Source organism: Flavobacterium sp. N2038 (genome assembly GCF_025947185.1).
In the GTDB taxonomy this organism is placed as follows: domain Bacteria; phylum Bacteroidota; class Bacteroidia; order Flavobacteriales; family Flavobacteriaceae; genus Flavobacterium.
Genome location: NZ_CP110001.1, coordinates 3,783,948 through 3,806,638, shown reverse-complemented (window position 1 = coordinate 3,806,638; position 22,691 = coordinate 3,783,948). Strand labels below are relative to the sequence as shown.

General features: G+C 32.2%; 16 protein-coding genes. 13 read left to right on the top strand and 3 right to left on the bottom strand.

The genetic code is table 11. The annotated features are described in order from the left end of the window. Position 1: 1 nt before the first annotated feature. On the top strand, positions 2-1,501 hold the full coding sequence (locus OLM51_RS16835) for an oligosaccharide flippase family protein (protein WP_264551760.1): 1,500 nt from the start codon (positions 2-4) through the stop codon (positions 1,499-1,501). After that, positions 1,488-2,234, top strand: a complete 747-nt coding sequence (locus OLM51_RS16830) for an acyltransferase (protein ID WP_264551759.1) — start codon at positions 1,488-1,490, stop codon at positions 2,232-2,234. Before OLM51_RS16835 ends, OLM51_RS16830 begins: the two co-directional genes overlap by 14 nt. A gap of 42 nt (positions 2,235-2,276) precedes the next feature. Here OLM51_RS16830 and OLM51_RS16825 read toward each other — a convergent pair whose 3' ends face one another. Then, positions 2,277-3,176: a glycosyltransferase gene (locus OLM51_RS16825; protein ID WP_264551758.1), complete on the bottom strand. Its 900-nt coding sequence runs from the start codon at positions 3,174-3,176 to the stop codon at positions 2,277-2,279. A gap of 309 nt (positions 3,177-3,485) precedes the next feature. On the opposite strand from OLM51_RS16825, the gene OLM51_RS16820 reads away from it, so the two are divergent. Genes OLM51_RS16820 through OLM51_RS16810 form a run of 3 tightly spaced genes read left to right on the top strand, consistent with a single transcriptional unit; the run spans position 3,486 to position 6,080 of the window. Continuing rightward, positions 3,486-4,583 carry a glycosyltransferase gene (locus OLM51_RS16820; protein WP_264551757.1) on the top strand — a complete coding sequence of 366 codons (1,098 nt, stop codon included), beginning with the start codon at positions 3,486-3,488 and terminating at the stop codon, positions 4,581-4,583. Between the two features lie 4 nt (positions 4,584-4,587). After that, positions 4,588-4,992 (top strand): sugar 3,4-ketoisomerase, encoded by a 405-nt coding sequence (locus OLM51_RS16815; protein ID WP_264551756.1) that lies wholly within the window; start codon positions 4,588-4,590, stop codon positions 4,990-4,992. Further along, a complete protein-coding gene (locus tag OLM51_RS16810; RefSeq protein WP_264551755.1) occupies positions 4,989-6,080 on the top strand; it encodes a glycosyltransferase family 4 protein in 1,092 nt (363 codons plus the stop codon). Before OLM51_RS16815 ends, OLM51_RS16810 begins: the two co-directional genes overlap by 4 nt. A 38-nt stretch (positions 6,081-6,118) precedes the next feature. Here the strand turns inward: OLM51_RS16810 and OLM51_RS16805 are convergent, their stop codons facing one another. Further along, positions 6,119-7,009 carry a glycosyltransferase family 2 protein gene (locus OLM51_RS16805; RefSeq protein WP_264551754.1) on the bottom strand — a complete coding sequence of 297 codons (891 nt, stop codon included), beginning with the start codon at positions 7,007-7,009 and terminating at the stop codon, positions 6,119-6,121. Next, complete coding sequence (locus tag OLM51_RS16800; RefSeq protein WP_264551753.1) at positions 7,009-7,692, bottom strand: cell division ATP-binding protein FtsE; 684 nt, start codon at positions 7,690-7,692, stop codon at positions 7,009-7,011. The genes OLM51_RS16805 and OLM51_RS16800 overlap by 1 nt, the downstream gene beginning before the upstream one ends. 343 nt (positions 7,693-8,035) lie before the next feature. Here OLM51_RS16800 and OLM51_RS16795 point away from each other — a divergent pair, with 343 nt between their 5' ends. From OLM51_RS16795 to OLM51_RS16760, 8 genes are all read left to right on the top strand, one after another. Further along, positions 8,036-11,053: a tetratricopeptide repeat protein gene (locus OLM51_RS16795; protein WP_264551752.1), complete on the top strand. Its 3,018-nt coding sequence runs from the start codon at positions 8,036-8,038 to the stop codon at positions 11,051-11,053. Positions 11,054-11,181: 128 nt separating this feature from the next. After that, complete coding sequence (locus tag OLM51_RS16790; protein WP_264551751.1) at positions 11,182-12,045, top strand: PhzF family phenazine biosynthesis protein; 864 nt, start codon at positions 11,182-11,184, stop codon at positions 12,043-12,045. A gap of 184 nt (positions 12,046-12,229) precedes the next feature. Then, positions 12,230-13,981: a TonB-dependent receptor gene (locus OLM51_RS16785; RefSeq protein WP_264551750.1), complete on the top strand. Its 1,752-nt coding sequence runs from the start codon at positions 12,230-12,232 to the stop codon at positions 13,979-13,981. A 135-nt stretch (positions 13,982-14,116) separates the two neighbouring features. Next, positions 14,117-14,647 (top strand): GNAT family N-acetyltransferase, encoded by a 531-nt coding sequence (locus tag OLM51_RS16780; protein ID WP_264551749.1) that lies wholly within the window; start codon positions 14,117-14,119, stop codon positions 14,645-14,647. Positions 14,648-14,711: 64 nt separating this feature from the next. Further along, positions 14,712-15,161, top strand: coding sequence for a hypothetical protein (locus OLM51_RS16775; RefSeq protein ID WP_264551748.1), 450 nt, complete (start codon positions 14,712-14,714; stop codon positions 15,159-15,161). Between the two features lie 731 nt (positions 15,162-15,892). Further along, positions 15,893-17,569: an asparagine synthase B gene (asnB, locus tag OLM51_RS16770; RefSeq protein ID WP_264551747.1), complete on the top strand. Its 1,677-nt coding sequence runs from the start codon at positions 15,893-15,895 to the stop codon at positions 17,567-17,569. A gap of 311 nt (positions 17,570-17,880) precedes the next feature. Then, positions 17,881-19,497 carry an asparagine synthase B gene (gene asnB, locus OLM51_RS16765; RefSeq protein WP_264551746.1) on the top strand — a complete coding sequence of 539 codons (1,617 nt, stop codon included), beginning with the start codon at positions 17,881-17,883 and terminating at the stop codon, positions 19,495-19,497. A gap of 225 nt (positions 19,498-19,722) precedes the next feature. Continuing rightward, positions 19,723-22,461: a M16 family metallopeptidase gene (locus tag OLM51_RS16760; protein WP_264551745.1), complete on the top strand. Its 2,739-nt coding sequence runs from the start codon at positions 19,723-19,725 to the stop codon at positions 22,459-22,461. Positions 22,462-22,691: the final 230 nt, after the last annotated feature.

Genomic DNA, 22,691 nt, shown 5'->3' with positions numbered 1-22,691 from the left:
AGTGTCTGATACAAAATCATATCGGCAGATTTTAAAAACTACTTCGCTTTTTGGCGGCGTTCAGTTTTTCTCAATCCTGATTTCAATTATCAGAACCAAATTAGTAGCTGTTTTTATTGGACCTGCAGGAATGGGAATTATGGCTTTGCTGAATTCGACTTTAGGTGTTTTAAGCAGTATTTCGGGTTTAGGAATAGAAACCAGTTCGGTAAAAAATATCTCTGAAAAATATCAAAATGAAGATTTAAAAACGGTTTCAAAAACAATTCAAATCGTAAAAAAAATGGTTCTTTTTACGGGGATTTTGGGAATGATTTTGACTTTTGTATTCTCTAAAGCCCTAAGTATAATAACTTTTGGCGATTCCAGTCAGACCTATGCTTTTGCTGTTCTTTCGATTACCATGTTATTTAAACAATTAAGTTCAGGACAATTGGCCATTTTGCAGGGTTTGCGGTCTTTTCGGTTTTTAGCGAAAGCCAATTTGTACGGCAATCTGTTTGGACTTCTTTTTTCGGTTCCGCTTTACTATTTTTTAAAAATAGATGCGATTCTTCCAACCATAATAATTACATCATTTTCTGCTTTAATTTTTTCACTTTATTATTCGAATAAAATTAAAACGGAGAAAGAGAAAATATTAAATACCTCATTAATAATAGAAGGAAAACTGATTGTAAAATTAGGTTTTATGCTTACTATTAGCAGTGTTTTGACACTTTTATCGACTTATTTAGTTCAGATTTATGTTGGAAAAACGGGAGGTCTGGAACAAGTAGGATTCTATAATGCAGGTTTTACATTACTGAATTCTTATGTGGGAATTATTTTTACCGTAATGAGCACAGATTATTTTCCTAAACTGGCTTCTGTTAATTCTGATAATGAAAAAGTGAGATCCAGTGTACAGCAGCAGGCTTTTATTTCAGTTTTAATCATTACACCAATTATTACTTCGTTTTTGGCCTTAAGTCCAATTATTGTAAAACTGATTTATACGGTAAAATTCAACGCAATTTTACCCATGATCAGCGCAGGAATAATCGGGATGTTGTTTCGTGCCGTCTCCTGGTCAATGGGATTTATTTTAATAGCCAAAGGAGATTCAAAAATATTTGTAAAAACAGCAATTGGTTTTAATACATTGTCTTTGATAATGAATATTTCGGGCTATTATTTTTATGGCTTAGAAGGTTTAGGATTTAGTTTTTGTCTTTATTTTTTATTTCATTTTATTGGATTGAAAATCATAACCAGGAACCGCTATAATTTTTATTTTGAAAATGATTTTTACAGCATTTATTTAGTTTGTTTTTTGGTTTGCAGTGCAGCATTTTTGATTCGATATATTGAAATCCCGGTTTTAAAATATGGCTTACTAAGTATTATAATTTTGTTTTCATTTGGCTTTAGTTGGCATCAAATGAATAAAAAAATGAATTTAAACGAAATATTTACGTCATTTGTTCAACGAAAAAGAAATACCAATGATTCGAAGTAGTTACAGAAAATGCCGTACATTTTATCACAAACTCAAGTTTTACAATTCGGTAAACTGGACCAAAACTTTGTATTTTAATTTCAAAAAACTCCCTTTTGAAACTGCTAAAAAACTTCCTGTTTTCTTTTATAATAAAGTAAAATTCACATCAATTCAGGGTGAAATAAAAGTAGAAGGAAAAATTACAAGAGGCATGATTGGTTTTGGTCAGCCTTATGAAATAAACACCCGTCACAAAGGGATTGCCGAAATTAATATCATGGGAAAAATGGTCTTTAAGGGGCATGCCCAGTTTGGGAAAGACTATTTTGTTTTTATTGGTGAAAACGGATATTGCGAATTTGGCAATATGTCATCAATGGGATCTAATGCAAAATTGATTTGTATAGAAAAAGTGGTTCTGGGAAATTATGTTCGTCTTGGTGCCGAAACTCAGATTATTGATACCAATTTTCATGATATGATCGATACCAATACTGGTGAAAAACAGAAGAAAACCGGACCAGTTTTTATTGGGAATTTTAATTATAGCGGCAGTAGAATTTCTATAATGAAGAACACCGTAACACCTGATTATTGTACCATCGCAACCAACTGTTTCTGTAACAAAGATTATACTTCCTGGGGAAATAATATTTTGATCGGTGGTATTCCCGCACAACTAATCCGTAAAAATATATCAAGAGATTGGGAGGGAGAGAAAGAAGCATTAGATGCTTATTTAGCCATTTAATGCTTTTCTTGGGTCAGAAAAAGTGATGTATTGAATCCTTTTTTATGAAAAAAGTATTCGTATTCTTTGTTTTACCTCGAGTAAAATGTATCTAGATAACAATTTAAAATCAGAAGTTTTATAAGCCAGAATCATATCAAAATGCATTCGTTTTAAAATAGCCTTATGTTCTTCTTTTGTTTTATTAAGCCTGATTGTTTTTTTGATAATTAAATAAGTGGAGTAGTTTATCTTTTGGGCTCTTGGATCTTTTTTAAGATAAAAATGTGTTCCCAAAGACGCTGTTGAAATTCTTTTTTGAATTAAAATTTCATCAATAAAATCAAAATCATAAAGGCGAGATGCTCTAATCCAAAAATCTAAATCTTCATAAGCCAGATTCTCATCATAACCTTTCAAATCATCAAAAACCGATTTTTTGACCATAGAAGATACAGAGCATATACTGTTTCCTCCAGAAATAACACTAAGGTAAATATCTCCTGTTTTTCGTTTTTCAATGGTTTTTTTAGAGTCATTTACAGGAAAAAAATAAGAATCAAATTCGCCATTTTCTGTGATTAATTCAGTATTTCCGTAAACAACAGCAAGATTTTTAAAATCACTTTCCTGAAAAGTATTTATTTGCAGCGAAACACAATTTGGCATTAAAATATCATCACATGCCAGATCAATTATAAAATCACCTTTTGCCAGTTTTAATGCTTTATTAAATGATTTAGTATTACCTAGATTAGTTTCATTTTCAATAAATTGAATGTGAGGATAATTAATCAGCCATTTTTTAATGACTTCTCTGGAATTGTCTGTACTCAAATCATCAACTAGTATCAATTCAATAAATGGATAATCCTGATTAATAGCCGACATTAAACTCTCTATCACAAATTTTTCATGATTGTAACACAAGCAAATAATGGTCACTAATGATTTATTCTGCATATTGTTTTTTGAGAGTTTAATTGATTTTAAAATAATGAAATGGTTGCTTAAATGTTAGAAACTAAGGAGCAAGATTTTTTTCTAATCTTTATTTTTTAATCTCGCAAAGTCGCAGAGTCGCAGAGTTTTTTCTTATTTAAGTTTTATTAATAAAAACTTTGCGCCTTCGCGTCTTTGCGAGCAATTTTCGTTGCTAAAAAAAGACTTATAAAAATAATCTCGTTGACATTGAATACGCTTTTTACACATTTTAAACTATGTTTCTATGTGTTAAAAAGATATATTTGATACGAAAATAAGAAAAGGTAAATGATATTGTCCCACAAAAAAAAGAAAATTGCTTTAATTGGTTACCGTCTGAGCGGAGGCGGAAGTGACAAAGTAATGGCAAATTTGTCCCTTTTTTTTGAAAAACAAGGATTTGAAGTTGATATAATTATTGTTCTCAATGAAGTTAGTTTTCCTTACTCTGGAAAATTGGTCAATTTGGGATTATTGAAAAATAAGAGTAACGGAATTTTCAACAAGATCAGGCGCTTAAAAGCTTTAAGAAGGTATTTAAATGAAAATCAATTTGATTTTATAATCGATTTTCGTTTCAGGACAAAAATTATTCAGGAACTTATTTTGGCTCGATTTATTTATAATGCCAGAACTATTTTTACGGTTCATAGCTTTCTAATCGATCACTACATGCCAAATAACTCCTGGCTGACACGTTTGATGTATAATCATTGTTACGCAAATGTTGCTACTACAGACGAAATGAAAAGGTTTATTGAAAATAAACATCAATTAAATAATGTAGTTGCAATTCATAATCCTTTATATTTTGATGAAATAAAGGAAAAATGCGAGGATAAAATTGATTTTGATTTCGAATTTATAATTGCAATCGGGCAATATGAAAATGAAATAAAACAGTTTGATAAATTAATTTCAAGTTATGCAAAATCTGATTTGCCACGCAAACAAATTCATTTGGTTATTGCAGGTAATGGCGATGAATTAAAATTAAAAAAGACAATTGTAGAACATAAAATTCAGAATTTTGTTCATCTGACAGGTTATCAAAACAATCCATTTAAATATCTTAGTAAGGCTAAATTTTTAGTTTTAAGTAGTAAAAATGAAGGTTTTTCAAATGTTATTTTAGAAGCTTTGGCGTGTGAAACACCAGTTGTGTCATTTGATTGTGATTTTGGTCCCAGAGATCTGATTCAGTCTTTTGAAAACGGTATTTTAGTCGAGAATCAAAACTGGAAGAAGCTGACAGAAGTGATGAATTTATTCGCCTCAGACGAAGTTTTATATCAAAAATGCAAACAAAATACATTGAAAAGCACTGAACCATTTTTATTAGAAAAAATTGGAAATCAATGGCTAAATTTGCTACAGGCAGACTAAAAATATGACAACAATTCAAGATATAGAATTACTTAAAATTCCGGTTGTAGAAGATTTAAGCGGCAATTTGGCTTTTATTCAAAATGGGATTTTACCATTTGATTTCAAAAGGGTTTATTATCTTTTTGATGTTCCAAGCAGTGCATTTCGTGGTGGACATTCGCATATAGAACAACACGAAGTTCTGATCGCTTTAAGCGGAAGTTTTGAGGTAACAGTAAACGACGGTAACGATAAAAAAAGTTATTTACTAAATAAACCCAATCTTGGGCTTCATTTACCAAAGGGGATCTGGAGAGAATTAGAAAACTTTTCTTCGGGTGCAATTTGTCTCGTTTTGGCATCTGATATTTTTGAAGAATCCGATTATATTCGGGATTATGAAACTTTTTTGAATTCGAAAAAATGAGGCTTCTTTATATTGTTCCCAAAATAAAAAATGCCGGCGGTGTTGCACGTGTTTTGTCTTTAAAAGCAAATTATTTTATTGAAAAGTTTAATTATGAAGTGCATATCCTATCTCAAAATGAAGATGATGATTTGCCATTTTATGATTTTAATTCTCAGGTGGTATTTCATCATATTATTTTAGAAGGAAATGCTTTTCAGTTCTTGAAAGCATATCAAAATCTGATAAATCAAAAGATTAAAGAGATTCAGCCTGATATTGTTCTGGTTGCGGATAATGGTTTAAAAGCGTTTATTTTTCCGTTTATAATTAAAACAAAAATACCGGTGGTATTTGAATGTCACGGTTCAAAATTTATCGAAGAACAGCAACAAAAGAAAGATTTTTTTTCAAAATCAATTCAAAGGATAAAATATCAGTTTAAAACTCTTGGATCCCGACGATTTACAAAAATGGTTGCGCTTTCGTCTGCAAGTCTTGAAGAATGGAATGTGAATAATGGAGTTGTAATTTCAAATCCGTCCTGGATTAAGACCGAAAATCCTTCAACTTTAAAAAATAAAAAGATCATTGCGGTTGCGCGGAATTCTTATGAAAAAGGTTTAGACCGATTGTTGTTAATATGGGAAAAAGCAGTTGAAAAACATTCGGACTGGATTTTAGATATTTATACAGATGAAGCTGATTCTTTACGAAATATAGTGTTTGATTTAGGATTAAAATCAAATGTGAATATTTTTAGTTTTGTAAAAAGTATAGAAGAAAAATATCAGGAAGCTTCAATATATGCAATGACTTCCAGATCAGAAGGATTCCCGATGGTTTTGTTGGAAGCCATGGCTTTTGGATTGCCTTGCATCGCATATGATTGTCCAATTGGTCCCGGAACAATTATCACAAATGATAAAAACGGCTTTTTGATTCCGGAGAATGATTTTGATCTGTATATTGAAAAGCTTTCTTTTTTGATCGAAAATGAAGAAATAAGATTAAAATTGGGGAGCAGAGCAAAAGAAACTTCTGAAAACTTTTCGATTGAAAAAATAATGGAGCAGTGGAAACAGTTTTTTGAAGGATTACAACTCTAAGCTCTCTTGCAAGGTTTCCAAAACCTTGTAGGTCTAAATTACATCCTAGATACCGACAAGGTTTTGGAAACCTTGCAGGAATTCAAAAAATTAAAATAGCCCAATTTATAAAGGTCAAAAAGAAATAAAGATGGTTTTTCTGAAAGTAAATTCCGTTCGATTTTATCTTGATTTTTTTTGAAAATAAAATTCGAAAAGCGAATCAATTTTACTTTTTTAAGAACTTCAAAAGCTTTGACTATTTTGCTGTCATCTGTAGAAATTTTGCCTGATTGATAAAGAAAAAATAAATTTTCTATTGCGGTTTTTGTTTTATTTAAAAAGACTTGAGAAGTTTCTAGATTTAGATGAAAAGTAGGATTTTCTATTCGGGTTATTTTGAAATCATTCTTTTTTAAAACAGAAAAGAAAAGTAAATCTTCATAACCATATTTCGTAACCGATTCATCAAATTGATGTTGTAAAAAAACATCTTTTTTGATTAATAAATTAGAAGTCAGAACAGCCGAAGTTTCTCTTTTCTGCCCGTAAATCCAGCGCAAAAGTTGTTCTTGTTCAGGCTTTTTGTCTTCATAAACAATTCCTCCAAAATAAATGCTTTTAGATTCTGAAATCGCGGCAATATAGTTTTGAATAAAACTATTCTGAGCAGGAAAAGTATCGCAGTCCAAAATTAAAAACCAATCGTATTTTGCTTTTTGAGCTAACGAATTGATGTTTTTTCCTCTTCCTAAATTGCTGTCATTTATAAAAAAGGCACAATTAGAAAAAGAATTTATAATTTGATTTTGAGCGTTTTCGCCAGAATTTGAAGCATCGTCCTGACAAAGAATTTCAAAGTTAATTCCACAAGTATTACATTGCTTTACAAGTTCGTTAACGAGAGGTAAAGCATTATAATTGTAAACCGGAATTAAAATGGAAAGCATTACACGCTTCTTTGCACCACTTCGAAGATTCTTTCATCCTCGCATTTCAATGTTTTAGATGGAAATTTCATCAATAAAGCATAATCGTGCGTTGCCATGATAACGGTTTTACCATTAGCATTGATGTTTTTTAATACTTCTAAAACCTCTGAACTAGTTTGCGGATCAAGGTTTCCTGTTGGTTCATCGGCTAAGATAAATTCAGGATCGTTAAGTAAGGCTCTTGCAATTGCAACACGTTGCTGTTCTCCTCCCGAAAGTTGGTGAGGCATTTTGTTTAAGAAATCTTTCATTCCGACTTTATTCAAAACTTCGTCGATTTTGTGCTCCATAGCCCCTTTTTCAACCCAGCCTGTTGCTTTTAGTACAAAAAGCATATTGTCTTTTACAGAACGGTCCGGAAGTAATTTGAAATCCTGAAATACGATTCCAATTTTACGTCTCAAATACGGGATATCGCTCTCTTTTAAAGTCGCCAAATCAAATTCAACAATGTGACCTTCACCTTCAATTAAAGGTAAATCTGCATATAAAGTTTTTAAGAAACTACTTTTTCCGGAACCTGTTTTTCCAATGATGTAAATAAACTCACCATGTTCAACATCTAAATTAATATGAGATATAATTTTTCTTCCTTCTTGATATATAGTGACTTCTTTAAGAGATAGTACGGTTTCTGACATAGTAAAATTGATTTGAATGGTAAAAGTAATAAGATAACGCTTGGATTCAAAATAAATTTTAATGATTTCTGAATAAAATTGCTCAAAAATGTATTGCAAAATTAAACCATACAAGAGATATAAGTTCATTTTAGTAGTGTTCCGGCAAAGCTTCTTACTTATAATAACTTACATGACTTATACAGTTTAAAACGCGTCATTTTGAATGTTTGAGAATCAATATTTTGATGCTTAATAAGCTGTTTAATAACAACTATAAAGCGATTTGTTCATAATAAATGCCAGAAACGTTTCGTTATACACGGTATAAAATGATACATTTGAATACTAAATTATAATGAAAATGCATAAACTCCTCTGGTTCTTTTTATTCCCAACAGTTCTTATTTCGACCACAGTTTCGGCACAAAAATCAGCTATATATACTTACGAATTAAAGGATTTTGATAAAGCTCTGGCTTTGTATAATGACAAACAATATGCATCGGCGCAACATATTTTTGAATATATAAAAAATAATACTGCACCAACTGAAGAAGTAAAGTCAGACTGTGCTTATTATATTGCCAATTGTGCCATTAGAACAAATCAGGCAAATGCCGATGCGCTAATGGAAAAATTTGTAGAAGACTATCCAACAAGCACAAAACAAAACCAGGCATACATTGAGGTTGCCCAATATTTCTTTGAGCAGGGAAATTATCCAAAAGCTTTGCAATGGTTTGATAAAGTAGATGAAAGCTACATGAGCAAATCTGATTCGGATAAATTTAATTTCCAGAAAGGATATAGTTATTTCAATGCCAAAAAGAAAAAAGAAGCGACAACGTATTTTAATAAAGTGGTAAATTCTCCTGAATTTGGTTCTCAGGCCAAATATTATTTAGGATTTATGGCTTATGAAGGAGATGATTATAAGGAAGCTACAAAATATTTTGATGAAGTTTCTGGCGAAGAAAAATACAAAGAGAAGCTTTCGTATTATCAGGCCGACATGAATTTCAAATTGGGGAATTTCCAAAAAGCAATTGATTTAGGTCAAAAAGCAATGGCAAAATCAAACGAATTGGAAAAATCTGAATTGAATAAAATCATCGGTGAAAGTTATTTCAATTTAAAACAATATGATAAAGCAATTCCGTTTTTAGAGAAATATGCCGGTAAAAAGGGAAAATGGAATAATACGGATTTTTACCAGTTAGGTTATGCGTATTACGAGCAAAAGGATTATGAAAAAGCCATTTCTCAGTTCAATAAAATTATTGAAGGAAAAGATTTCGTAGCTCAGAATGCTTATTACCATTTAGGTTTAAGTTATTTGAACACAGGAAAAAAACAAGAAGCACTGAATGCATTTAAAAATGCTTCTGAAATGGAGTTTAATGCTCAAATTCAGGAAGATGCAGCTTTGAATTATGCCAAATTGAGTTATGATATTGGAAATGCTTATCAGACTGTTCCGGGAATTTTGCTTGATTTCCTGAAAAAATATCCAAATAATGCAAGCAAATCTGAAGTTGAAAAACTATTAGTGGACTCTTATATTTCTACAAAAAATTATAAAGAAGCTTTAACTTTATTAGAGAAGAACAGAACTGCAGAAAATAAAGCAGCTTATCAGAAAGTTTTATTTTACAGAGGATTAGAATTGTATAATGAATCTAATTATGCTGAAGCAGGAAAGATGTTCAAAAGTGCTATCAGCGAACAAAAAACACCTGAGTTTACAGCACGTGCAACATTCTGGAAAGCAGAAACAGAATATCTTGCCGATGATTTTCAGAATGCATTACTGACTTATAAACAGTTTGCGGGTCAGGCTGCTGCAAAATCGACGGAAGAATATAAAAACATCAATTATAATATTGGTTATACGTATTTCAAACTGAAAGATTATGATCAGGCTGCAAATTCATTTCAGGCTCAAATTGAGAATGCGCCATCAGATAAAACACGTTTAAACGATTCTTATTTACGTTTAGGAGATTCCCGTTTTGTGACTTCCAAATATTCGCAGGCAATGGAAGCTTATGGGAAAGCAATTGATGCGAAAGGAGTTGATGCAGATTATGCACAGTTTCAGAAAGCACTTTCGTATGGTTTTATGTCAAAAAATGATCAGAAAATCAATGAGCTGAATAATTTCCTTAAAATGTATAAAAAATCAGAGTATCGTGATGATGCTTTGTTTGAATTAGGAAATACATATGTAGCCGACAAGAAAAATGATTTGGCGATTAAAACGTATGATCAGTTGATTTCAGAATATAAAAACGGCTCATTTACTTCAAAATCGATTTTAAAACAAGGTTTGATCTATTACAACTCTGATCGAGATGAACTGGCTTTGTCAAAATTCAAAAAAGTTGCTGCCGAGTTTCCAAAAACACCAGAAGCGCTGGAAGCAGTTTCAACAGCAAGATTAATTTATGTTGATTCAGGCAAAGTAGATGAATACGCAACATGGGTTAGAACTTTGGATTTTGTATCGGTTACAGATGCAGAATTAGATAATGATACTTACGACGCAGCATTTAAGCAATATAGTCAAAGTAATAACAAAGCAGCAATTACAGGATTCTCAGGCTATGTGAGTAAATTCCCAACTGGTTTACACGCGCTGGAGGCTAATTTTTATTTAGCACAATTAACATATGCCGAAGGTTCTGAAACTAAATCGGTGCCAAATTATCAATATGTAATTGATCAGCCAAGAAGTGAGTTTACAGAACAGGCATTAAACAGATTGGCTCAGATTTACTTAAAAGCAAAAGATTGTGATAAAGCTATTCCGGTTTTAGTGCGTTTAGAAAACGGAGCTGATTATCCTCAGAATAAAAACTTTGCGCAGGCTAATTTGATGAAATGTTATTATGACAAAAAGGATTATGACAATTCTGTGCTTTCTGCCGAGAAAGTTTTAGAAAATCCAAAAGCTGACGCAGGTGTAAAAGCCGATGCGCAAATTATTGTTGCACGAGCAGCAATGCAAACAGGAAATGAAGACAAAGCGAAATCAGCTTATGCAAAACTTCTGACAACTTCTAAAGGAGAATTAGCAGCAGAAGCCTTGTATTATGATGCTTATTTTAAAACTAAAGAAGGAAAATTTGACGCTTCAAATACTACTGTTCAGAAATTGGCCAAGAACTATTCTGCTTATAAGTATTATGGTGCAAAAGGTTTGGTGTTAATGGCGAAAAACTTTTACGGTTTAAAAGATAGCTATCAGGCAACTTACATTTTAGATAACGTAATCAACAATTTCACAGATTATCCGGATGTGGTTGAAGAAGCAAAAAGAGAGTTGAGTGCAATTAAAGTAGAAGAATCAAAAACGAATTCGTCGATTAATAAATAAGAATAAAGAGAATAGAATAAAGAGAATAGAATAAAGAGAATAGAAAAGAAGAAAGAGACAAGATGCAAGATTAAAAGTCTTTCTTCTTTGTTCTTGCTTCTATTTTCTAAAAGAAAAAAAAGAAAGAAATGAGTTTACCTTTTTATATAGTTGATGTTTTTGCAGATAAAAAATACACCGGAAATCAATTGGCGGTTTTTATGGATGCAGAAAAATTAAGTTCAGACGAAATGCAAAAGATTGCACGTGAAATCAATTTTGCGGAAAGCACTTTTGTGACTAAACTGGATAAAGAGAATAATAAAGCCGAGATTAGAATATTTACTCCGGCACATGAAATGCAGTTTGCGGGGCATCCGATAATTGGTACTTCATGGGTTTTGATGAATAAGATTCTTGATAATTCACCAAGTGAAATTAAACTGGAAGTTCCCATTGGGCCAATTGCGATTCATAAATCAGAAGGATTGATTTGGCTAAAAGCAGCACAGCCAAAGTTTTGGGATGTTTTTTCAAAAGAAGATTTCACATTATTCAGTAATTTAAAAATAAGCGATTTCGAAAATCAGTTTCCAATTCAGGAAGTAACCACCGGAAGTGCTTTTGTAATGGTGGGCTTAAGCAGTAAAAGAGCTTTAGAGAATTTGATTTTAGATAAAGATAAAACAGATAACTGGCTGAAGCAGCATTGTAAAACAGATCATAGAGGCTTGTATTTTTATTATTTAGAAGGCTCAAAATTGTTTAGCAGAATGTTATGTGTCGAACATAATCAATTGGTAGAAGATGCTGCAACAGGAAGTGCCAGTACATGTTTACAAGCTTTTTTACTAAAATATCATAAGCCTGAATTAGAATTAACAAATCATCAGGGAGATTATATAAATCGTCCATCTGAAATTTATTTCAAAGGAAAACTAACGGATGATAAATATGATATTGAAATTGGGGGTAACGCTCAGTTTGTTGCTAAAGGAGAGTGGGAAGCTTAGATTATAGAGAATAGAAGCAAGAGAATATAGAGCCAAGATTTTCGGAAAATAGAAAATAGAAAAAAGAATAAAGAATATAGATTTTAGAATATAGAACAGAACAAAGAGTTGGAGCTTAAGAATTAAGAAATGGCATAAGTCTATTTTCTATACTCTTTTCTCTATACTCTTAAAAAGAAGAAATATGAGATTAAATAGCCATAATAAAATTATCATTTTACTGCTGTTGTTTGTTGTTCAGGTTTCATTTTCGCAAAAGAAAAATGAAAATATCGGAACAGAAACGGTAAACGTAGTAAAACCATACTCGCCAACAATATCTGATGCGTTTAAAGTGAAAGAAACTCCATCGCTTGATGATACAGGAAACCAACCCAAAGAAACGATTAAATATAGTATTTTGTCGGTTCCGGTTGCTTCAACCTTTACGCCATCAAAAGGAAAAGCCGAAGGAGTTGAGAAATCTAAAAAAGAACGGTTATTTAATAATTATGCCACTTTAGGAGTTGGAAATTATGGGACTTTAAATGCTGAATTGTTTGTAACGCAGGATTTAGGGAATAATGATTATGTGGCCGGAATGTTTCGTCATCACTCTTCGCAAGGCGGAATTAAAGATGTTAACTTAAATGATGAGTTTTATGATACGGCTTTAAATGTTGGTTATGGAGTAATCAATCGTGATGTGTCCTGGGGTGTTGATTTAGGATATCAGAATCAGGTTTATAACTGGTATGGTCTTCCAGCTGATTTCGGTATGACTTTACCGCCGGCAACGCAGGAGGATTTAATAAGAGGCATTAATCCGAATCACTCTTACAATACAATATCACTAGGTGGAAATGTAGAATTTAACGAAGGGATTTTTAGCAAGATTTCAACGAGGTTTACACATTTTTCAGACAGTTTTTCTTCGTCAGAGAATCGTTTTTATGTAAAGCCAACATTCAAAGTAGATGTGATGGATCAGACTATAAATACCAATATTATTGTAGATCATGTAAGCGGTTCTTTTGAACATAATTATGCCTATGATAATGTTGAACCTTTAAAATACAGTCTGACTAATTTTGGAATAGAGCCAAGTTTTGTGATTAATGAAAATGAGTGGACGCTTGAGTTGGGAGCTGGATTGTATTATGCTTTAGATTCTGAAAACAGCGGAAACAAATTTTATGTTTATCCAAAAGTGAATGCATCATATAAATTGGTTGGTGATTTAATGATTTTTTATACCGGAGTAAACGGAAGCTTAAATCAAAATTCATATGCTGATTTTGTAACTGAAAATCCATTTTTATCTCCAACTTTAAATATGCGACCAACCAGTAATCAGTATACTGTTTTTGCAGGATTAAAAGGAAAATTAGCAAATAATATTAATTATAATTTGACAGGTTCTTATCTGAATGAAAAAGATAAAGCTTTGTTTAAAAGCAATGATTATACAGAAGATTTTGATAATCAAAATTATGCTTTCGGAAACTCTTTTGGTGTAATTTATGACGATGTCAGAACATTTCGTTTTTATGGAGAATTAAAAGCAGATTTCTCTCAAAATGTTTCTTTTGGAATTAATGGGACTTTTAATAGTTATAAAACAGACGGTTTGGAAGCATGGAATTTACCTTCAATGAAATTAAGTTCTAATCTTGACGTTAGTATTACTAAGCAATGGTATGCAGGTTTAAATGTATTTTTTGTGGGAGAGCGAAAAGATATGCAGACCAATTTGAATTTAGGTACAGATCCGGTTATAACAACTTTAAAAAGTTACTTTGATGCCAATGCACATGTAGGCTATAAGTATAACGAACGATTGACCTTTTTCCTGAAGTTGAATAATATCGGAAATCAGGCTTATGAAAGATGGTTGAATTATCCTGTTCAGGGATTTCAGGTCTTAGCTGGAGGAAATTACAAATTTGACTTTTAATAAGACTTAGTCTTAAACAAATACAAGGGTACAAAAATAAGATCTAAAATGTGCCTTTTTTTTAGTCGTGAGTTCATGAATTTTTTGGAGTAAATTCTTGAATTCGCGACTATTTTTCTTTAAATTTATTTCATTATGGAAATTAAACTAAGACAAGAAAGTAAAAAGGATTACGAGTGCGTTTTTCAATTGATAGAAAAAGCTTTTGAAAAAGAAGAATACAGCGATCATAGAGAACAGTTCTTGGTTGAGAGATTAAGAGATTCTGAGGCTTTTATTCCTGAACTTTCTATAATTGCTGAGGTTGACGGTAAAATTACAGGGCACATTTTATTTACAAAACTTGAAATTAAAAATCAATCCCAATCGTTTCAGTCCTTAGCATTAGCTCCGGTTTCTGTATTGCCAGAATTTCAGGGAAAAGGTATTGGTTCAAAACTAATTTTGTACGGTCATGATGTGGCTAAAAAATTAGGTTATAAATCGGTTATTTTGCTCGGACATCAGGATTATTATCCAAGGTTTGGTTATGAAGTTTGTGAAAAATACCATATCAATATGCCTTTTGATGTTCCCGCCGAAAACTGTATGGTGATTGCATTAACCGAGGATGGTTTAAAAGGTGTAAGTGGAGAAGTAGTTTACCCAAAAGCTTTTTTCGAATAAAAGTTTAAATAAAGAAAAAACCTTAGCATCTTTGTATCTCAGAATCTTAGTACCTTTCAAAAAAATGACTTTTAAAGAAAAAATATATTCCCACTATACACAAATGGTTCAGGATCGAATTGATGTATTCAGAGACATGATTTCAAATCTAACCGAAGATTCTAAAAACGATGCAAAAGGTTCAGCCGGTGATAAGCATGAAACGGCTTTATCGATGATGCATATCGAGCAGGAGAAGTTAACCAACAAACTAAAAGAAGCAATTGGTCAAAAAGCAGTTTTAGATAAAATAGATCCGCTTAAAATTAGTGAAAATATAGTTTTAGGAAGTCTGGTAAAAGCAAATGGAATCTATTTGTATGTTAGTGTTGCACTTCCAAAAATAGCGATTGACGGTATAAATGTTATTGCACTTTCTCCACAATCTCCTTTGGGAAATCATTTAATGGGAAATAAAACTGGATTTCAGTTTGAGATAAATAAGACGCATTATACGATTCAAAGTGTTGAGTAATCTAAATTAGTCTAAAAACAACTTTGATAAAGTTAAATTAACTACAAAGAATTCTCTATAATCTTGTCATTTTGAGAAACGAGGAATCTTCGAAAGTAACTCCACAATGTATTATATTGTCAATTTTTATCTTTTATAGAACATAACCTGTGGTTTTAACCACGGGATTATAATCATGTTATTTTGAGGAGCGAGAAATCTTCGAAAGTAACTCCGCAATGTTATATTGTCAATCTTTATCTTTTATTGAACATAGCTCGTGGTTTCAACTATGAGACGCAATATATAAATACTTCTGCCGTGGTTGAAATCACGAGCTATGTTTTAGTAGTGTTGTAGAGTTATTTGCGAGGATTTACTTCGTCTATTCGCTATCGCTCGGGTTTTCTTTGTTGAAATTGATAAACTTTTGCCTAAGATGATTGTGTAAACAATAATTTCAGGGCAGCTTTCTGTCTCTTCTTTATGAATCTTTCATTTGTAATGGAAAAACTCAAAAATTAATTCAAAAAACTGAATTAAAGTTTCAATTTTAAACCAGTTTTATAGTCAAAATTAAAATTTTCAAGTTTAAGTCTTTTTTTGATGTTAAAATTTTACATTTTATATGTAAAAATAATATTTTGATTTTAAATTATAACTGAAATAAGGTTTTGTGTTTTTCAATCGTAACTAATATTACATCTTTGCCTTGTAAAATTAAAATTTATTAAAAATAAAAATATTAAACTATGTGTGGAATTGTATGTGCCTTTGATTTAAAGCAAAAAGCAGAAGCTTTAAGACCTCAAGTGTTAGAAATGTCAAAAATCATTCGTCATCGCGGACCAGACTGGAGCGGGATATTTAGCAATGATAAAGCAATCCTTTCTCATGAGCGTTTGGCGATTGTAGATCCGGCTTCTGGAAAACAACCATTATTTACAGAAGACAAAAAATTAGTTTTGGCAGCAAATGGTGAAATTTACAACCACAGAGAATTGCGTAAACAATTTGAAGGGAAATACAACTTTCAGACTGAAAGCGATTGCGAAGTAATTTTGGCACTTTATAAAGAAAAAGGACCACACTTCATTGATGAAATGAACGGAATCTTCGGATTTGCAATTTATGATGTAGATAAAGATGAGTATTTTGTTGCTCGTGACCATATGGGAATTATTCCATTGTACATTGGTTGGGATCAACACGGCACTTTTTATGTTGCTTCAGAATTAAAAGCTTTAGAAGGATATTGTACAAAAATTGAATTATTCCCTCCAGGACATTATTTATCAAGCAAAGACGGAGAATTTGTACAATGGTACAAAAGAGACTGGACAGAATATGATGCAGTAAAAGATAACGAAACAAGTATTCCTGAAATTAAACAGGCACTTGAAGCGGCTGTTCACAGACAATTAATGAGTGATGTTCCTTACGGAGTTTTACTTTCGGGAGGTTTAGATTCTTCTATTACTTCGGCAGTAGCTAAGAAATTCGCACAGAAACGTATTGAATCTGATGATACTACAGATGCCTGGTATCCGCAATTACATTCATTCTCTGTTGGATTAGAGGGTTCTCCGGATTTAGCTGCAGCAAGAAAAGTGGCAGATCATATCGGAACTATTCACCACGAAATTAAATTTACAATTCAGGAAGGTTTAGACGCTGTTAAAGATGTAATTTATAACCTTGAAACCTATGATGTAACTACAGTAAGAGCTTCAACTCCAATGTGGTTAATGGCAAGAGTTATTAAATCAATGGGAATCAAAATGGTTCTTTCAGGAGAAGGTGCAGATGAGTTATTTGGTGGATACTTATATTTCCACAAAGCACCAAATGCAAGAGAATTCCACGAAGAAAACGTTCGTAAATTAGGGAAACTTCATATGTATGACTGTTTACGTGCAAACAAAAGTTTGGCAGCCTGGGGAATCGAAGGACGTGTGCCCTTCTTAGATAAAGAATTTATGGATGTTGCCATGCGTATCAACCCACAAGATAAAATGATCAACAAAGAACATCCAATGGAAAAATGGGTAGTTCGTAAAGCTTTTGAAGATATGCTTCCTGAGAGTGTAGCATGGAGACAAAAAGAACAATTTTCTGATGGAGTAGGATATAGCTGGATTGATACTTTGAAAGAAGTAGTTGCAAGAGAAGTTTCGGATGAGCAATTGGCAAATGCAAAATATAAATTCCCATTACAAACACCAACTTCAAAAGAAGAGTATTATTATCGTTCGATTTTTACAGAACATTTCCCAAGTGATGCAGCAGCTCTGTGTGTTCCTCAGGAAGCAAGTGTTGCTTGTAGTACTAAAATTGCATTGGAGTGGGATGAGGCTTTCAAAAACATGAATGATCCATCTGGAAGAGCTGTAGCAAGTGTACATGATGATGCTTATGAAAAAGCTTAATAAGTATTTTTAGAATTAGTTTATATTAAAAAAGACGTTCTCTTTTAGAGAACGTTTTTTTCTTGTCTGTATGAGTTAAAATGTTAAATATTAGTGGATTGAATTGGGTTTTGAAGAAACATTGTACTTTCTTTTTTATATTTGACACTTACTGATGCAAAAAAGTTAAATCGCCTATATTTTAAGGGGTGTATCAGAAAAAAGCAGAAAATTATCTTTAGTTTTGCTTTGAAAATTAAATTTAGAGTTAATTTTTCATTTAGTCGTTTCATGAGGGAAGCGTTTAAAATATTTAATAAAAATAGAATAGTATGTCTGGATTATTGGCCGTTATTGGTAAAGGTAAAGACCCACAACTTGTAAAAGAACTTTCTAAAAGAATGGCCTATCGCGGGCCTGACGAGAGTGATTTACATATTATGGAAAACGGAAGTGTAATTTGTCACGAAGGCTTATCTGTTATAGATTTGCAATCGGGAAAACAACCAATTCAGGGAACAAGCAAAGCCTGGATGATTCATGATGGTGAAATTTATAACTATGAGGAGTTAAAAAACACGGTCTTAAAAGAACATTCATTTAGAACTAAATCAGATTCTGAAGTTATTGTTCATTTATATGAAGAATTTGGTTATAAGTTTTGCAATATGCTTGATGGTGCTTTTGCATTTGTAGTTATTAACGGAGATGATTACATCGCGGGAAGAGACCCGATTGGTGTAAAACCTTTGTACTACGGATTGGATGAAAGAGGGAGAATTTATTTTTCTTCAGAAATGAAAGCAATTGCAGACCAGTGTAAATCTTTTTCAACCTTTCCTCCGGGACATTATTATACAGCCAAAACAGGTTTTGTTAAATATTATCAGCCTGAATACGAAGATCATAAAAAAGCAGTCGAAAGTCTTGATTTAAAACTAATACGTGAAACCTTAATCGAAGCTACACGTAAACGATTGGTAAGTAATGTACCTTTAGGAGTCGTATTATCAGGAGGTTTAGATACCTCTTTGGTGTCGTCTATTACTTCAAGGCTCTTAAAAGGAAATGGAGAAAAACTGCATTCATTTTCTATTGGTTTAGATGCAAATGCTCCGGATAATATTGCAGCGAGAAAAGCAGCAGCATTTTTAGGAACAGAGCATCATGAAATCCATTTTTCTGTAGAAGAAGGCGTTCAGGTTTTAGAAAAAGTAATTTATCATATCGAAACTTACGATATTATCTCGGTAAGATCTGGTGTTCCTATGTATTTATTGTCTAAAGCTATCGCTGAAACCGGAATAAAAGTAGTGCTTTCAGGAGAAGGGGCCGATGAAATTTTTGGAGGACATTTGTATTTCAGAAATGCTCCGTCTGCAGAAGAATTTCAGGATGAAACCATAGAAAGAGTTCAGAAATTATTTACTGCCGATTTATTGCGTGTTGATAAAACAACAATGGCACATGGACTGGAAGCAAGGATTCCGTTTTTAGATAAAGATTTCCTGGATGTTGCAATTCGAATTAAAACCGAAGAAAAACAGCCAAAGAATTATGACGGAATCGAAAAGTATATTTTAAGAAAAGCGTTTGATACACCTGAGGATCCATATTTACCATCAGAGATTTTATGGCGTCAAAAGGAGCAATTTTCAGACGGAGTTGGTTATAACTGGATCGATGAATTAATAGAATATTGTTCCTCTCAGGTTTCAGATGAGCAAATGGCCGGAGCAGCTGTAGAATTTCCGTATAATTCACCTACAACAAAAGAAGCATACTTGTTCAGATCAATTTTTCATAAATTTTATCCGCAAGTTAGTGCTGCTCAAACGGTGCGTAAATGGATTCCGAAATGGCAGGATAATCAAGATCCAAGCGGAAGAGCAAATGCTGCACACGTAAAAGCAGGGGCTGAGCAATCAAAATCCGGGATAACGGTTTAAGTAATATTATTTTAATTTGATATAAGATCCGATGCAAACATTGATGATGTTTGTATCGGATTTTTTTATTTGTACAATTTATTTAACCGGAAGATTATTTTCAAGTATAAAAAATGAAAAATAAGCAGGCTTAGTTTAAACTACTAAAAGTAAGTTAATAAGAGATTATTGTGTTTAAGAAAAATACTATATTTGGTTACCAAGAATAACTAAATAACATAATTTATGAGAAACCTTTTACTGAGTGGAATTTTGTACTGCTCTCTGGCGACGTTGAGTTCAGTTTATGCCCAAAAAAAACCTGAAATACCCAAATACATTACAAATGTTGAAGGAATTAAAGAGTATTCTTTAAACAATGGATTAAAAGTTCTTTTAATTCCGGATGCTTCACAAAGCAATATGGTAGTTAATATTATTTATAATGTTGGTTCCAGAAATGAAGGATATGGAGAAAAAGGGATGGCTCATTTATTGGAGCACATGCTTTTTAAAAGCACCAAAAATTTAGGAGACATAAAAAAAATGCTTTCAGATAAAGGTGGAAATGCAAACGGAACGACCTGGTATGATCGTACTAATTATTATGAAGTATTTCCGTCTAGCGACGAGAATTTAAAGTGGAGCCTTGAAATGGAAGCAGATCGAATGATTAATGCAACCATTCTGCAAACTGATCTTGATAAAGAATTTTCTGTAGTAAGAAATGAATTTGAAATAGGCGAAAATAACCCAGATGGTGTTTTGCAGGAAAGAATTATTTCGACAGCTTATTTATGGCATAATTACGGAAATAGTACAATTGGAAGCAAAGAAGATATTGAGCGTGTTAAAGCAAACAGACTACGTGTGTTTTACGAAAAATATTATCAGCCGGATAATTCTACTTTGATCATTGCCGGTAAGTTTGATGAGAAAAAGGCTTTGCAATATGTGGGACAATATTTTGCTGCAATTCCAAAACCTAAAAGAGTTTTAGATAAAACTTATACCATTGAACCTGCACAGGATGGAGAGAAATTTGTAGAACTTAAAAGAGCAGGAGATAGTAAAAATGTAGGAGCTCTTTATCATACTGCTCCATATGCTGATAAAGATTATCCTGCAATTGATGCTTTGGCCGAAATTTTAACAGCAGATCCTTCAGGATATTTGTATAAATCTTTAGTAGAAACTCAAAAAGTATCCAGTATATATTATTGGCAGCCAACTGTACGTGATGCAAGTTTTATGTATTTTGGAGTTGCGGTACCAAATGATAAAGACATTAGAGCAACTGAAGATATTGTTAGAGCCGAACTAGACAAAATTAGCACGACAAAATATACAGATCAGGATGTTGAGAGAGCTAAAGCAAAAATCATCAAGCAAATTGAAGATATAAAAAACAATACAATTTCATTTGCGATCAGTCTTACAGAAGTGATTGGATCCGGTGATTTTAGACTGGGTTATTTATATCGCGATACTGTAGAAAAATTGACTAAAGAAGATATTCAGAGAGTCGCCGAGAAATATTTTAGAAGCAACAACAGGACAGTGGGGATATTTATTCCTTCAAAAGAAGAAGTAAGGGTGAAATCTGTAGAATATACCGATGAACAAATATCGGCCATCACTAAAGATTATAAAGGAAAAGCTTTAGAAAAAGAAGCGGCTCCTTTTGAGGCTTCTATTAAAAACTTAAAACAAAACTTAACAGAAGGAAAGTTAAGTAATGGTGTAAAATACGGATTAATTAAAAAAGAAATCAAAGGAGGAAAAGTTCAGGCTAATTTTAAATTTCCTGTAAGCAATGAGAAAGATTTGCAAGGAAAAGTTGATACAGGCGGAATCCTGGCTCAATTACTAACGACAGGAACTACAACAAAAACAAAAGAGCAAATTCAGGATCGATTAGATCAATTAAAATCCAGTATAAATTTTAATTTTTCAAGACAAACCCTTTCTGTTAATATTGCAACTTACAAAGATAGTTTTAAAGAAGTAATGGAGATTTTAGGCGATCTTTTGGTTAATTCTACTTTCCCTGAAAATGAACTGAATAAAACAATTACAGAATATAATACTTATCTTGAGTCAAGTCTTAATGATCCGCAAACAGTTGCAGTTACCGAAATTGCAAGACAGACCGGAAATTATAGCAGAGAAAGCATTTTTTACACGCCTACAGTTTCAGAGCAAATAGCTGCTTTTAAAAAGATAAAACAGTCAGAAATTGTTGATTTTTATAAAAATATCTTAGGAGGTAATAACGGAGTAGGAAGTGTAGTTGGGGATCTGGATGCTAAAACAACAGCTCAGATTTTGGAAAATACTTTTGGAAAATGGAATTCAAAATCAAAATATGAATTAGCTAAACCTTCTTTTTCTGAAACCAAAAAACTAGATAAAGATTATATTACTCCGGACAAAGAGAATGCAATAGCACTTGGAAAAATAAACTTTAAAATGGATCGTAACAGTCCTGATTATCCTGCATTTTTGATGGCCAATGAAATTTTGGGTAGTGGTGGTTTTTTAAGTGCGCGAATTCCAATGCGATTAAGAGAGAAAGAAGGAATAAGTTATGGAGCTGGATCTTTTATAGATGTGCCGATTACAAATGATGTTGCTTTTTGGGAATATTATGCGTTACTAAATCCTACTAAGAAAAATGCTGTTGAGTTGGCCGTTAAAGAAGAAATTTCAAAAGCTTTAAAAGACGGATTTACGGCTGAGGAATTAAAATCAAATTTGGTAAGCTGGCAAAATGAGCGAAAAACCAGATTAGGAAGCGATGGCACTTTGATGGATTTAGTAAATACTTATCTGCAATATAATGTTCCTTTAGAAGATTATGACGATCTTGAAAGTAAAGTTAAATCATTAAAAATTGAAGAGGTTAATACTGCTTTGAGAAAGTATTTAAGCTTAGATAAGATGACTTCGATTTATGCAGGTGATTTTAATAAGAAACTATAATGAAAAATTAAATTCCCAATTTTAAATTCCAAAATCCAATTTTAGGAGTTTTGAATTTATAGAAACCGAAATGCATTTGATAATGTTATTTCGGTTTTTTTTTGCAACTTAAAAATAGAGTTTTTGAACTTTGGAATTTATAAAATCAATCCGTTTTTTTTACCGCATTCTTATTTTTAGAATTTGGAATTTAAGAAAATTGGAATTTAACCCTTCTTTTAGGTTTATTT

Excerpts from the sequence above, each read along its gene's own strand:
- OLM51_RS16830 (WP_264551759.1), top strand. The coding sequence starts at position 1,488 with ATGATTCGAAGTAGTTACAGAAAATGCCGTACATTTTATCACAAACTC.
- OLM51_RS16825 (WP_264551758.1), bottom strand. The coding sequence starts at position 3,176 with ATGCAGAATAAATCATTAGTGACCATTATTTGCTTGTGTTACAATCAT.
- OLM51_RS16820 (WP_264551757.1), top strand. The coding sequence starts at position 3,486 with ATGATATTGTCCCACAAAAAAAAGAAAATTGCTTTAATTGGTTACCGT.
- OLM51_RS16815 (WP_264551756.1), top strand. The coding sequence starts at position 4,588 with ATGACAACAATTCAAGATATAGAATTACTTAAAATTCCGGTTGTAGAA.
- OLM51_RS16810 (WP_264551755.1), top strand. The coding sequence starts at position 4,989 with ATGAGGCTTCTTTATATTGTTCCCAAAATAAAAAATGCCGGCGGTGTT.
- OLM51_RS16805 (WP_264551754.1), bottom strand. The coding sequence starts at position 7,009 with ATGCTTTCCATTTTAATTCCGGTTTACAATTATAATGCTTTACCTCTC.
- OLM51_RS16800 (WP_264551753.1), bottom strand. The coding sequence starts at position 7,692 with ATGTCAGAAACCGTACTATCTCTTAAAGAAGTCACTATATATCAAGAA.
- OLM51_RS16795 (WP_264551752.1), top strand. The coding sequence starts at position 8,036 with ATGCATAAACTCCTCTGGTTCTTTTTATTCCCAACAGTTCTTATTTCG.
- OLM51_RS16790 (WP_264551751.1), top strand. The coding sequence starts at position 11,182 with ATGAGTTTACCTTTTTATATAGTTGATGTTTTTGCAGATAAAAAATAC.
- OLM51_RS16785 (WP_264551750.1), top strand. The coding sequence starts at position 12,230 with ATGAGATTAAATAGCCATAATAAAATTATCATTTTACTGCTGTTGTTT.
- OLM51_RS16780 (WP_264551749.1), top strand. The coding sequence starts at position 14,117 with ATGGAAATTAAACTAAGACAAGAAAGTAAAAAGGATTACGAGTGCGTT.
- OLM51_RS16775 (WP_264551748.1), top strand. The coding sequence starts at position 14,712 with ATGACTTTTAAAGAAAAAATATATTCCCACTATACACAAATGGTTCAG.
- asnB (WP_264551747.1), top strand. The coding sequence starts at position 15,893 with ATGTGTGGAATTGTATGTGCCTTTGATTTAAAGCAAAAAGCAGAAGCT.
- asnB (WP_264551746.1), top strand. The coding sequence starts at position 17,881 with ATGTCTGGATTATTGGCCGTTATTGGTAAAGGTAAAGACCCACAACTT.
- OLM51_RS16760 (WP_264551745.1), top strand. The coding sequence starts at position 19,723 with ATGAGAAACCTTTTACTGAGTGGAATTTTGTACTGCTCTCTGGCGACG.